We start from the raw sequence: 12,641 nt of genomic DNA on the forward strand, positions 1-12,641 counted from the left end.
TGACCGGGCCGGCGTTGCGCCGGCCCGAAAGTCCTGCACTACTCCGCCGCCTCGTACCCCGCGATGCCCTTGATCTCGAGGAAATCCTCCAGCCCGTATTCGGCGTATTCGCGGCCATTGCCCGACTGCTTGTAGCCGCCGAAGGGCAGGCCGGCGTCCCATTGGGGATAGTTGATGTAGACATTGCCCGAGCGCATGCGGGCCGCGACCTCGCGCGCCTTCCGTAGGTCCTTGGCCTGGATGTAGGAGGCAAGGCCGTAGACGGTGTCGTTGGCCTGCTCGACAGCCTGCTCGACCGTGTCGTAGGGCAGGATCGCCAACACCGGCCCGAAAACCTCCTCGCGCGCGATGCGCATGTCGTGGGTGACGTCGGCGAACACGGTCGGCCTGACATAGTAGCCGCGATTGAGTTCGGCAGGGCGGCCGGGGCCGCCGGCGACCAGCGTGGCACCCTCGTCGATGCCGCTCTGGATCAGGTCCTGGATCTTGTCGAACTGGACCTGGCTGACGACGGGGCCGAGCTTGGTGTTGGCGCCGTCGGCTGGACCGACCGTGAACTTTTCCGCCGCCGTCCTGGCATATCCCGCGGCCTCGTCGTGGCGGTCGCGCGGCACGAACATGCGCGTCGGCGCGTTGCAGGACTGGCCGCTGTTGCTGAAGCAGCCGGCGACGCCCTTGCTGACGGCGGTGGCGAGGTCGACATCCGGGAACAGGATGTTGGCCGACTTGCCGCCAAGCTCCTGATGCACGCGCTTGACGGTGTCGGCGGCGGCCTTGGCCACCAATATGCCGGCTCGCGTCGAACCGGTGAACGACATCATGTCGATGTCGGGATGGCTGGACAGCGCCTGGCCGACGCCAGGGCCGTCGCCATTGACGAGGTTGAACACGCCCTTCGGCACGCCGGCCTCGTCGATGATCTCGGCGAAGATGATGGCATCGAGCGGCGCGATTTCCGACGGCTTCAGCACCATGGTGCAGCCGGCGGCGAGTGCCGGACCGACCTTGCAGGTGATCTGGTTCAGCGGCCAGTTCCAGGGCGTGATCAGGCCGACGACGCCGATCGGCTCCTTGACCACGAGATGGTTGCCCTTGACGTGGCGGAACTGGAAATTCTTCAGCGTCTCGGCCATTTTGGCCAGATGCGCCAGGCCGATGCCGACCTGGCTGTCGAGCGCCATCTGGCGCGGCGCGCCCATCTCGCGCGACACGGCGACCGCCAGGTCCTTGCTGCGCTTCTTGTAGACCTCGATGACGCGGTTGAGGATGTCGAGGCGCTCCTCGACCGAGGTGAAGCCATATGTGTTGAAGGCGCGCTTGGCGGCGGCCACCGCCTTATCGACATCGGCCCTGGAGCCGAGCGAAATCCGGGCGAAAGCGTCCTCGTTCGATGGATCGATGACGTCGAGCGTGTTGGGCACGACAGGATCGACCCACGCGCCATCGATGTAGAACTGCAGATCGTGTGACATGGTCTCTCCTTGGGGTGCCGCATGGCCGGTCAGGCCGTGATATCTGGCTAGAAATAACGATGCGCAAACGGCGCTGTCAAACGCAACCCCCGAACTGGTTGAGCCAACGCGGCAGTGGTTGAGCCAGAGGGCTGGACCAGCGATGAGCGGACTATAGCAGCGTATGCCCGGCTTCGCCCAGCAAACCTCTTGCCGCAGGCTCGTCAGCCGCTTTCACCAGCAGGTGATCGCCATCGAAAGTCGATACCAGGAAGATGCCCAAACCGTTTTCCGACAGCGGCCTGATGACGGACAGCACGATGCCGGTTTCGTCGAACGCGAACGGCCCCTGCAATTTGAAGGCGACCCAGTCGCGGTCATGCTTGACGGCATCGGGCACGCGATCCTGAAGGCAGGTGATCGAGAGCTCGTCGTCGGTCCTGGTGATGCTGACGAAACCTGGTCCGTCCGCCCAGCCAGGGATGCCGTCAGCGGCCTGAAGCCGCGAAATCGCGTAGAGCCCGGACAGTTGCTTCAGCGTTATCCTCGCAGCCATCGTCGCGCTCTGATCGTCATGCCAACCTCTTGCTCATATAGACCGTCACCCCATTCATGAACGGCTCTTCCCGGTCGACTGTATAGCCGTGCCGCTTGTAGAGCGACACGTTGGCTTCGAAGGCGCCGTTGGTCAACAGGCGAAGCTCGTTGCGGCCCGCCTCGCGCGCCTTGATTTCCGCACGCTCCAGCAGGAGGCGGCCGATACCCCTGCCCTGCGCTTCCGGCGCGACGCAGACGTTCTCGATCCACAGGTGATCGTCGGCCAGCGTGGTCTCGATCATGCCGACGATGCGGCCGTCCTCGACGGCGAGGTCGAACGGATGCTCGGCGACGGCCTTTTCGTAGTCGGCGCGCATCGGCAGCGGCTCGCGGCCGATCACCGGCACCCATTTGGCATAGGCGGCACGCACAATGTCGCGGATGGCGGCGGCATCGGCGGGTTCGGCCGGCCGAAACCGGATGGCAGACTCGATGATCATGACAGTGCTCCAGGCATGAAAAACCCCGCCGGCTGTTGTCGCGGGCGGGGCTGGAAACGAGCGAAGCGGATTTATCCTGCCGGCCTTTGTCGTCGCGCAATCAGCGTGCCGCTCCACGCTGGGCGGAAGCGGCGTCGCTTGGCGATGACGGGCGCGGGAACGAACATCGCGGCAAGCTGGAGCAGCAACGGTCCCGCGTCAAGACACCGCCTCGGCCTGTCATTGGGCCAAACCGTCGGCAACGCCTTCCAGGTTTGGCTGCCGGGCCTGATACGGCTGGGACCCTCAGCGATCGATCCTCGCCGCCTGTTGCGGGGAGTATCGTTCTCCCTGGACGGCAATCGCCGAGACCGCGTTCTCGATATCGCGAAGATCGTCCGCTGTCAGGGCAACGGCGAGAGATCCGATGTTTTCCTCAAGGCGGTTTAGCTTGGTCGTGCCTGGGATCGGAACGATCCAGGGCTTGCGCGCCAGCAGCCAGGCAAGCGCGACCTGTGCCGATGTCGCGTTCTTGTCAGCCGCGATCGCGACGATGGCGTCGACCAGTGCCTGGTTTGCCTGGCGGGCTTCCTCCGTGAACCGCGGAACGCTGTTGCGGAAATCGTTGGCATCGAACGTCGTCCCGGCGTTGATGGCGCCGGTGAGGAAACCCTTGCCCAGCGGACTGAAAGGCACAAAGCCGATTCCCAGTTCCTCGAGGACCGGCAGGATCGCCTCCTCGGGTTCACGCCACCAGAGTGAATATTCGCTCTGAAGCGCGGCGACCGGCTGCACCGCATGAGCGCGGCGGATGGTGCGCACGCCCGCTTCTGAGAGGCCGAAATGCTTCACCTTGCCTTGGCTGATCAAGTCCTTCACCACGCCAGCCACCTCTTCGATCGGCACGACCGGATCGACCCGATGCTGGTAGAGAAGATCGATGTAGTCCGTCCTCAGCCGCTTGAGAGAGGCCTCGACGACGTCGCGAATATGCTGCGGCCGGCTGTCCATGCCCTGATGTCCGGCCGCACCGGCGATGTCGATGCCGAATTTGGTGGCGATCACCACCTGGTCGCGGATTGGCTGCAACGCCTCGCCGACGACCTCTTCGTTCCTGAACGGTCCGTAGACCTCCGCCGTGTCGAAGAAGGTGACACCGCGCTCGAATGCCGCCCGGATCAGACGGACCGCATCCGGCGTCTCCATCGGCTGCCCATATGACTGGCTCATGCCCATGCAGCCAAGGCCGATGGCCGAGACTTCGAGGCCGCTGTTTCCAAGTGTGCGCTTTTGCATCGTCAGTGTCCCTTCTTCTCGGCGTCGGCCTGTTCGAAGACCTTGCGGGCGATGCCGATCGCGGTGCTTGCCGGCGGCCATCCAGCATAGAAGGCAAGATGCGTGATGGCCTCGATGAGCTCGTCATGGGTCACGCCATTCTCGAGCGCCCGCTTCATGTGGAACGGCATCTCGTTGATCCGGTATCCCGAGACCAGGCTGGCGACGGTGACGAGGCTGCGGTCGCGCGGCGAGAGGCCGGGGCGTTTCCAGACGTCGCCGAAAAGCACCTCGTCGGTATAGGTGCCGAGTGCTGGAGCGATGTCGGAAAACGGGCTTTTGGGAGGCGCTGGGGCATGGGTCATGAGGATCTCCTTCTTGTGTCGTCGGTGGGCGAGGCCTGGTGGTCAAATCCCGTATTGTTCGTCGGTGACATGCTCCATCCAGTCGACGACCTTGCCGTCGAGCGCTTCGGCAATGGCGATATGGCTCATCGCCGTTGTCGGCGACGCCCCATGCCAATGCTTTTCGCCCGGCGCGAACCAGATGATGTCGCCGGAACGGATCTGTTGGATCGGCCCACCTTCGCATTGCACCAGACCGGCGCCCGACAGAACGATAAGCGTCTGGCCGAGCGGGTGCGTGTGCCAGGCCGTGCGCGCGCCGGGCTCGAAGGTCACGGTGGCCCCGCCGACGCGCGCGAGGTCGCTGCCCTTGAAGGGTGCATCGATGCGCACCGCCCCGGTGAAATATTCGGCGGGCCCCTTCGCCGAGGGCTGCGAGCCGCTTCGTGTGATCTCCACGTTTTCCGTCCTTTCGTCATGCCGGGAGGACATTGCCGCCAGGCCAGGAGCGCCGGCTTGTTGGGCCGATTGCGTTCTATTTAGGGGCTGCGATGGTCATGAGTAGCTGCTATATCCGGCATGTACTTATGAGAGAAATTCATCAATGCCACGCGACAATCTGAATGAGTTGACCGCCTTCCTCGCGGTCGCGCGCGAGAAGAGCTTCACCAGGGCGGCGGCCAAGCTTGGCGTATCCCAATCGGCGCTCAGCCATGCCTTGCGCACGTTGGAAGAGCGGCTGGGCGTACGGCTTTTGACCCGCACCACGCGCAGTGTCTCGCCGACCGAAGCCGGCGAACGCCTGGCCCGCACCGTCGGACCGAGGCTCGACGAGATCGAGAGTGAGCTCGCCGCCTTGAGCGCATTGCGAGAAAAGCCCGCCGGAACCATCCGCATCACCGCCGGCGAACATTCGGCCAACACGGTCCTATGGCCGGCCATTGCCCGGCTGTTGCCGCAATATCCCGACATCCGGATCGAGATCGTCGTCGACTACGGCCTGACCGACATCGTCGCCGGGCGTTACGACGCCGGCGTACGGCTGGGCGAACAGGTGGCGCGCGACATGATCGCGGTGCGCATCGGGCCGGACATGCGCATGGCGGTGGTCGGATCTCCGGCCTATTTCGCAAGCCGGCCGAAGCCGCGCACGCCGCAGGACCTGACCGATCACAATTGCATCAACCTGCGCCTGCCGACCCATGGCGGGCTCTATGCCTGGGAATTCGAGAAGGCCGGACGCGAGCTGAAGGTGCGCGTCGACGGCCAGTTGATCTTCAACACGGCGGGGCTGCGCATGAATGCCGTGTTGGCCGGCGTCGGCCTCGCCTATCTCCCGGAGGATCAAGTGACGGCGCATCTCGCCGATGGCCGCTTGTTGCGGCTCATGGCCGACTGGTGCCCGCCGTTTCCCGGCTATCACCTCTACTATCCCAGCCGCCGCCAGGCGACGCCCGCCTTTACGCTGCTGGTCGATGCGCTGCGCTACCGCGGCTAGCCCGCGGGTCCAGCGGAACCGTTTCAGCCCGACGACGTTCACGCTGGTTAAATGGAACCTTGCGCATGACAGACCTGTCGAAAAGCTCGACGCTCGATCTATCCCATCAAATCCTCGATAATCTTCCTGTCGCCATCTACACGACCGATAGCGAAGGCAGGATCACCTATTTCAACCGGGCCGCGGCCGATTTTGCCGGACGCGAGCCCGAACTCGGAAAAGACCAGTGGTGCGTAACGCACAAGCTGTTCACGACCGACGGGCAGGTGTTGCCGCACGACCAATGCCCGATGGCCGTTGCGTTGCGGGAGAACCGGCCGGTCAGAAACCAGTCGGCCATCTCGCAGCGTCCCGACGGCACGCGCGTGCCCTTCCTTCCCTATCCCACGCCGCTCCATGACGACCAAGGCAGGCTGGTCGGGGCCGTCAACATGCTGTTCGACCTCACCGACCGGCATCTTGCCGACGAGGCCAGGCATCATCTGTCGGCCATCGTGGAATCCTCCTTCGATGCAATCGTCAGCAAGGATTTGAACGGCGTCATCAAGAGCTGGAACTCAGGCGCCCAGCGCCTGTTCGGCTACACCGCCGACGAAGCGGTCGGCAGGTCCGTGACGATGCTGATACCCGATGACCACCTGGACGAGGAGCCGCGCATATTGGAGCGCATCCGCAAAGGCGAGCGGGTCGAGACCTACGAGACCATCCGCCGCCGCAAGGACGGCAGCCTAGTGCCCGTATCCCTGACGATCTCGCCCGTACGCAATGCCGTCGGCCGGATCATCGGCGCCTCCAAGATCGCCCGCGACATCTCGATAGCCAAGGAGAGCGAATATCGCATCCGCATGCTGATGCGCGAGGTCAACCATCGGGTCAAGAACCAGTATTCCGTCATCATCTCTATGATCCGCGAGACCAGCAAGAGGTCCTCGACACCGGCGGAGTTCGAGCGCCAGGTGCGCGAGCGCATCATGGCGCTGTCGCTCTCGCACGACCTGCTGGTATCCGGCGACTGGCGAGGCGCGACGATTTTCGAGCTGCTCCTGGCACAAGCCAAACCGTTCGGCAACGAGGAACGGATTTCCATGGCTGGCCCTTCCCTGACGCTGAACCCCAATGCCGTCCAGTATCTCGGCATCGCCTTCCATGAACTGGCGACCAATTCCGCCAAATATGGCGTGCTTTCGGCCGCCGAGGGAACGATATCGGTGCAATGGAAGGTGAGCCAGGCAGGCGACCTGAAACGGTTCCAGCTGATCTGGAAAGAGCGCGATGGTCCTCAGGTGCAGAACATCGGCCATGGCGGTTTCGGCACCGTCGTGCTCCAGCGCGTCGCTCCAGCAGCTGTAAGTGGCACCGGCGTTCTCGAATATGACAGCCACGGCGTCACCTGGACCGTTGAAGCACCCTTGTCGCAACTCGAAGCCTCGGTTGACAGCGAGCACGTCGACCCACAGGCGATCGACGAGGTGATCGGCGGACCGGAATTCGAAGTCCTTCCCTGATGCCGCACTCGCATTCCGGCATCGCCGCTCTATGTCTTCCCGAACAAGCATTTCTCGCCTTCCGGAACAGTCGTGGAAGACATGCGGTTGGCAAAAACACCGGAGCGCGCTGTGACCGATGAAGATCTTGCCAACAGCTATCGTGGCTACATCGCCTGCCTTAACGCCCAGGACTGGCGAAGCCTCGACCGCTTCGTACACCAGGAGGTGCACTACAATGGCGACCGGGTCGGCCTGTCGGGTTACCGCGACATGCTGGAGCGGGATTTTCGCGAAATTCCCGATCTCTATTTCGACATCCAGCTGCTGATCGCCGATACGCCTTTCATAGCGAGCCGCCTTCAATTCAACTGCACGCCGAAGGAAACTTTTCTCGGCCTGCCGGTCAACGGCAGGAAAGTGTCCTTCAGCGAGAACGTCTTCTACGAGTTTCTCGACGGCAGGATCAGGCACGTCTGGTCGGTGATCGACAAGGCGGCGATCGAAGCGCAGCTGTAGGCCGGCCCCTTTCTCAGCTTTCGAGGGCCAAGACCGTTCGTAAAAATCAATCATTCTAACGAAAATAATTCGTTGGAAAGATTAGTCTTGGAATGACATTTCTCCGGCGTACTCGCACGGAGAATTGTATTGTCGTCCCTGACTCCCATCGCAAACGGTATTCCGAACCTGATTTCCGCCGATCTGGCCCAAGGTCGCAAGCGCCTCGATTCCGTGGGGAACGGCATCGTTCCCGGCATCGTGCTGGTGGCGATGATCACGGCCGTCGCCTTCTCGGCCCGCAATGTCTCCGGTTTTGCCCTGTTCAGCCCGATGATCCTGGCCGTCGTCGCCGGGATGGTCTATTCCAACGTGCTCGGCACACCGGTGCACGCCAAGGCGGGCATCGCTTTTTCGCAAAAGCGCCTGCTGCGCTTCGCCATCGTGCTGCTCGGCTTCCAGCTGACGCTTGGCCAGGTCGTCTCGATCGGCGCCGGCGGCGTCGGCATCGTCGCGCTGACCCTTGGCGCCACCTTCGTCTTCACCATCACGCTCGGCCGGCTGATCGGCGTCGACGCCAAGCTCACACAGTTGATCGCCGCCGGCACCTCGATCTGCGGTGCCTCGGCGATCGTCGCCACCAACATCGTCACCGATGCGCGCGACGAGGACGTCACCTACGCCGTCGCCTCGATCACCTTGTTCGGCACCATCGCCATGCTCGGCTTCCCGCTGCTGGCGCCGCTGCTCGGCCTCGACCAGCACGCCTTCGGACTGTGGGCCGGCGCCTCCATCCATGAGGTGGCGCAAGTCATCGGCGCCGGTTTCCAGAACGGCACCCAATCCGGCGAGATCGCCACCGTCGCCAAGCTGACCCGCGTCGCCATGCTTGCGCCGATGGTCATCGCGCTCGGCCTGATGGCGCGCCGCAAAAGTGACGACCAGTCGGCTGCACGCCCGCCCATGCCGTGGTTCGTCGCCGCCTTTGTCGCCGTCGTGGCATTGAACAGCCTGGTTACGATACCAGCCGAAGTGAAGCAGGCGGTAGTGCTGGCCACCACCATCATGCTCACCATGGGGCTGGCCGCCATGGGCCTGCAGGCGGACATTTCGCAGCTGCGCTCGCGCGGCCTGCGCCCGCTGGCGCTCGCCTTCTGCGCCTTCCTGTTCATCGGCGGCTTCAGCCTGATGCTGGTGAAGGTCTCAGGCTAACTAATCCTGGAACGAACTCGCCGCGACATAGATCGCCGCCAGCGCCTCGATGCCGGCCTGGTCGGCACTGTCGAAGCGGCCGGGCAGCGGGCTGTCGAGATCGAGCACGCCGAAAACGCCCTCCTCGTCCTCAAGCAGCACGACCAGCTCGGAGCGCGAGGCGGCGTCGCAGGCGATGTGGCCGGGGAAATCATGCACGTCCTTGATCAGCATCGAGGTGCCGAGCTCGACCGCCGTTCCGCATACGCCTTGGCCGACGGCAATGCGCACGCAGGCCGGCTTGCCCTGGAAGGGCCCCAGCACAAGTTCCTCGTCCGATGCCAGGAAATAGAAGCCGGCCCAGTTGAGGTCGGGCACCATCTGGAAGATCAGCGCCGCGGTGTTGGCGGCGTTGGCGATCGAATCGTGCTCGCCCTCGAGCAGCGCCTTCAATTGCTTGGCAAGGTCGCGGTAGAACGCGGCCTTGTCTGAGATATCGATGGCCTGGGCCGCGAACATGATTTGTCTCCAAACTGGGAATCGCGGTTCCGTTTCCGCAAACCCTGCACCAAACGACCACCTGACCATCCTAGGCAATTCCAGGAAAATGCGAAACGGTTTTCCGTTCGAAATTCTGTCCGTTGGCGCCTTGGCGCTATCTCCATTCCCGACGCAAGATTTGATTCCGGCGGGAGAAAAATTTCAAAAGTATTATTTCGAAGCGCGGTCTCCTGACGCCGACAAAGAGGCCAAATTATTCGAAAGATTGAATTTTTCCTTCCGGGCGCCTATTTATCGAGAAGTTCATTTTCACGATTTCACGCGCGAAGGAGATTTCTTCAATGGCCGACGGCAATCAGACGATCATGCAAAAAGCTGAAGCCCGCTTTGTCGACAAGCAGAAGAAAACCGCGGAGCGCAACAAGGCAACCGCCGAATACATGTCCGAGGCGAGGGCCAGGGAGATCAAGACCGCAAGGCTGAGGGAATTGCGCCTGGCCAAGGAAGAAGCCGATCGCGTGGCGGAAGCGCTGAACCCGGCGCCGAAAAAGAAGCGTGTGGCCAAGAAGGCATAGAGTCACTCCAAGGACGTGAGCGGTCTCCCGCTGGGCTTGCACCAAGTCAAGGAATGCGGCGGCTCAAGCCACGTCTGACGTTCCAGCCATGCAATGATCCTGCCGACCAAGGGCAAGAGCGTCCAGCTCCACACCGCGGCGCGTTCCCTTTCACCTGCCTTTCGGCCTCGAAGATGCGAAACGTCGCGGCCGCGCGCGAAATAGCGGATGGTACCGAGGAACCCTGATCTGGCCATTTTCCTCTTGATCGGTCCCCCGATCTGGCCTAGCCTTCAAGTTGAGAAAAGGTTTTTCCAGACAGTCCCGATGGGGTTCGGCCGTTAGCCGGGCTTTATTCAGGCCGGTAAGGGAAAACCTTTTTCCAACCAAGGATTTCTGCCGCGATGGCATCGGACGACCAGCCAGTTCCGGTCTTTCCCAAACCCGTCACCTTGCGCGACGTGGCCGCGCAGGCCGGCGTCAGCGTTGCCACTGCATCCAAGGCGCTCAACGATCAGGGGCGCATGACCGCCGAGACCCGCGAGCGCATTCGCGAGACGGCGCGCAACCTGGGCTTCCGGCCTAACAGCCTGGCGCAGAGCCTGCTGAGGCGCCGCTCCTTTACTGTCGGCCTGCTCACCAACGACACCTATGGCCGTTTCTCGCTGCCGCTGATGTCGGGCATTTCGGATGCGCTGGTCGATGCCGGCGTCTCGGTATTCCTGTGCAATGTCGAGGAGGATCCCCGTCTCGGCCAGCTCCATGTCGAGGCCATGCTCGACAAGCGCGTCGACGGCATCATCGCCACCGGCAAGCGCATCGACCGCCATCTGCCGATCGATCTCGCCAATTTGCGCATCCCCGTGATCTACGCCTTCACTCAGCCCGATCCCGACGCCGTCGCCTTCGTTTCCGACGATGCCGGGGGGGCGCGGCTGGCCGTCGACCATTTCTGCCGGCTCGGCCGCAAGCGCATCGCCCATGTCACCGGCCCGGCCAGTTTTGCCGTGGTGCATGAACGGGCGCAGGCCTATCGCGCCGCGCTGATCGAGAACGGCCTGTCCGTCATCGAACCCCTGCTCGGCGCCTGGTCGGAAGCCTGGGGGCATGAGGCGGTGACGTTCCTTTTCGATGGCGGGGGAGAAAAGCCGGACGCCGTCTTCTGCGGCAACGACCAGATCGCGCGCGGCGTCATCGATGCTCTGCGCGAGCGTGGCTTGAGCGTTCCCGGCGATGTTGGCGTCATCGGCTTCGACAATTGGGAGATCGTGGCCGAGGCGACCCGCCCGCCGCTGACCTCGGTCGACATGAACCTGACAGCACTAGGCCGCGAGGCCGGGCTGACCCTGCTTTCCCTGGTCGGCGGCAAGCCCGCCGCGCCGGGCATCAGAAAACTGCCGTGCCGGCTGGTGGTGCGGCAGTCCTGCGGCCGCCTGCCCGACGGCTGAAAAGACGGCTGAGAAACGAAGCGCCGCGATCGGCGGCAAGCCGCGCATCGCGGCTAAATGAGGAGGAGGAGAACATGAGGACTTTGATTGCCAAACTGGCCCCGACCAAATTGGCCCTGACCAAATTGACGTTGACGGCTGCCGTTCTGGGTTGCGGCCTGCAATTTGCCGCCGCCGAAAGCGCCAACATCTGGGTACGCGCCGACGGCTCGAACTTCATGCCGAGGATCGTCGACGCCTTCAACAAGGCGAACAAGGACCAGGTCAAGCTCGACATCATCCCCAATGCCGAGATCATCCCGAAATATGGCGCGGCCGCGGCCGGCGGCACGGCGCCCGACGCGCTGTCGCTCGACCTGATCTACACGCCCTCCTTCGCGGCCGCCGGCCAGTTGGAGGACATCACCGACTGGGCGAAATCGCTCCCCTATTTCGCCAGCCTGTCGCCCGCGCATGTGAAGACCGGCACCTACAAGGACCGCATTTACGGCCTGCCCTTCTCGGCCGACGCCTCGGTGCTGATCTGGAACAAGAAGCTGTTCAAGCAGGCAGGCCTCGACCCTGAAAAAGGCCCCGCCAACTGGGCCGAGATCGAAGCCGACGCCGAGAAGGTCAACGCTCTTGGCGGCAACATCAAGGGCTTCTACTTCTCCGGCAATTGCGGTGGCTGCAACATCTTCACCTTCACGCCGCTGATCTGGGCCTCGGGCGGCGACATCCTGTCGGAGGACGGCTCCAAGGCGACGCTGGACAGCCCGCAATTGCGCGGCGCCATCGATCTCTACCGCTCGATGGTCAAGAAGGATTTGGTGCCGGCGGGCGCGCAGACCGATACGGGCGCCAATTTCTTTGCCGCCTTCGCCGCCGGCAATATCGGCATCTCGCCCTCCGGCGCCTTCGCCATCGGCGCGCTCAACACGCAATATCCTGATGTCGACTACGGCGTCACCTTCCTGCCGGGCAAGGATGGCAACTGGTCGTCCTTTGCCGGCGGCGACAATTTCGTCGTCACCAAGGGCACCAAGAAACTCGCCGTGGTGAAGGAGTTCCTGGACTTCGCCTATTCGCTCGAAGGCCAGACGATCCTCGCCAAATACGGCAGCCTGCCGGTGCGCGGCGACATCGCCAAGGACGCGCTGAAGGAGCTCGACCCGCGCTACCAGATTGCCGCCGAGGCGATGGCCAAGGGCAAGACGCCGTATTCGGTGGTGTTCAACGACCTGATCAACTCCGCCAACGGCCCGTGGACACAGATGATCAACGAGGTGTTCTTCGGCGACGACGTCGATGGCGCCATAGCAAACGCCCAGGAGACCATGCAGTCGATCATCGACCAGGCGCCGCAGAAGTAGCGCCGCCTCCACCTCCCCCTTGAGGGGAG

Annotated in this window: 15 protein-coding genes; 8 read left to right on the plus strand and 7 right to left on the minus strand. The window is 63.2% G+C overall.

The features are described 5' to 3' along the window. Positions 1 to 38 precede the first annotated feature (38 nt). The 6 genes from LB524_RS14150 to LB524_RS14175 form a co-directional block, all read right to left on the minus strand. Positions 39 to 1,472 (minus strand): aldehyde dehydrogenase family protein, encoded by a 1,434-nt coding sequence (locus LB524_RS14150; RefSeq protein WP_140876512.1) that lies wholly within the window; start codon positions 1,470 to 1,472, stop codon positions 39 to 41. 151 nt (positions 1,473 to 1,623) lie between these two features. Further along, positions 1,624 to 2,007 (minus strand): ACT domain-containing protein, encoded by a 384-nt coding sequence (locus tag LB524_RS14155; RefSeq protein WP_140824338.1) that lies wholly within the window; start codon positions 2,005 to 2,007, stop codon positions 1,624 to 1,626. Positions 2,008 to 2,023: 16 nt separating this feature from the next. Further along, on the minus strand, positions 2,024 to 2,488 hold the full coding sequence (locus tag LB524_RS14160) for a GNAT family N-acetyltransferase (RefSeq protein ID WP_140617885.1): 465 nt from the start codon (positions 2,486 to 2,488) through the stop codon (positions 2,024 to 2,026). Positions 2,489 to 2,773: 285 nt separating this feature from the next. Next, positions 2,774 to 3,763, minus strand: coding sequence for an aldo/keto reductase (locus tag LB524_RS14165; protein WP_140617884.1), 990 nt, complete (start codon positions 3,761 to 3,763; stop codon positions 2,774 to 2,776). Positions 3,764 to 3,765: 2 nt separating this feature from the next. Beyond that, positions 3,766 to 4,107, minus strand: coding sequence for a carboxymuconolactone decarboxylase family protein (locus LB524_RS14170; protein ID WP_015316779.1), 342 nt, complete (start codon positions 4,105 to 4,107; stop codon positions 3,766 to 3,768). A 42-nt stretch (positions 4,108 to 4,149) separates the two neighbouring features. Then, entirely contained in the window at positions 4,150 to 4,545 is a 396-nt protein-coding gene (locus LB524_RS14175) for a cupin domain-containing protein (RefSeq protein ID WP_140876516.1), read from the minus strand. A gap of 145 nt (positions 4,546 to 4,690) precedes the next feature. Between LB524_RS14175 and LB524_RS14180 the strand changes: the two genes are divergently transcribed. From LB524_RS14180 to LB524_RS14195, 4 genes are all read left to right on the plus strand, one after another. Beyond that, positions 4,691 to 5,584 carry a LysR family transcriptional regulator gene (locus LB524_RS14180; RefSeq protein WP_140876518.1) on the plus strand — a complete coding sequence of 298 codons (894 nt, stop codon included), beginning with the start codon at positions 4,691 to 4,693 and terminating at the stop codon, positions 5,582 to 5,584. Between the two features lie 65 nt (positions 5,585 to 5,649). Then, positions 5,650 to 7,089, plus strand: coding sequence for a PAS domain S-box protein (locus LB524_RS14185; protein ID WP_224527336.1), 1,440 nt, complete (start codon positions 5,650 to 5,652; stop codon positions 7,087 to 7,089). Positions 7,090 to 7,170: 81 nt separating this feature from the next. Beyond that, positions 7,171 to 7,587 carry an ester cyclase gene (locus LB524_RS14190; protein ID WP_263486589.1) on the plus strand — a complete coding sequence of 139 codons (417 nt, stop codon included), beginning with the start codon at positions 7,171 to 7,173 and terminating at the stop codon, positions 7,585 to 7,587. Between the two features lie 129 nt (positions 7,588 to 7,716). Continuing rightward, a complete protein-coding gene (locus tag LB524_RS14195; protein ID WP_224527339.1) occupies positions 7,717 to 8,778 on the plus strand; it encodes a YeiH family protein in 1,062 nt (353 codons plus the stop codon). Here the strand turns inward: LB524_RS14195 and LB524_RS14200 are convergent, their stop codons facing one another. Beyond that, a complete protein-coding gene (locus tag LB524_RS14200) occupies positions 8,779 to 9,276 on the minus strand; it encodes a GAF domain-containing protein (protein ID WP_015316771.1) in 498 nt (165 codons plus the stop codon). Here LB524_RS14200 and LB524_RS14205 point away from each other — a divergent pair. The 4 genes from LB524_RS14205 (at position 9,257) to LB524_RS14220 (ending at position 12,612) form a co-directional block, all read left to right on the plus strand. Beyond that, positions 9,257 to 9,637, plus strand: coding sequence for a hypothetical protein (locus tag LB524_RS14205; protein WP_224527342.1), 381 nt, complete (start codon positions 9,257 to 9,259; stop codon positions 9,635 to 9,637). The genes LB524_RS14200 and LB524_RS14205 overlap by 20 nt on opposite strands. Next, entirely contained in the window at positions 9,600 to 9,833 is a 234-nt protein-coding gene (locus LB524_RS14210; protein ID WP_015316770.1) for a hypothetical protein, read from the plus strand. The genes LB524_RS14205 and LB524_RS14210 overlap by 38 nt, the downstream gene beginning before the upstream one ends. 383 nt (positions 9,834 to 10,216) lie before the next feature. Next, positions 10,217 to 11,260, plus strand: a complete 1,044-nt coding sequence (locus tag LB524_RS14215) for a LacI family DNA-binding transcriptional regulator (RefSeq protein ID WP_140724953.1) — start codon at positions 10,217 to 10,219, stop codon at positions 11,258 to 11,260. Between the two features lie 74 nt (positions 11,261 to 11,334). Next, on the plus strand, positions 11,335 to 12,612 hold the full coding sequence (locus tag LB524_RS14220; RefSeq protein WP_224527345.1) for an ABC transporter substrate-binding protein: 1,278 nt from the start codon (positions 11,335 to 11,337) through the stop codon (positions 12,610 to 12,612). The last annotated feature ends 29 nt before the right edge of the window (positions 12,613 to 12,641 follow it).

Origin of the sequence: Mesorhizobium sp. ESP6-5 (genome assembly GCF_020164695.1) — a bacterium.
Classification (GTDB): domain Bacteria; phylum Pseudomonadota; class Alphaproteobacteria; order Rhizobiales; family Rhizobiaceae; genus Mesorhizobium; species Mesorhizobium australicum.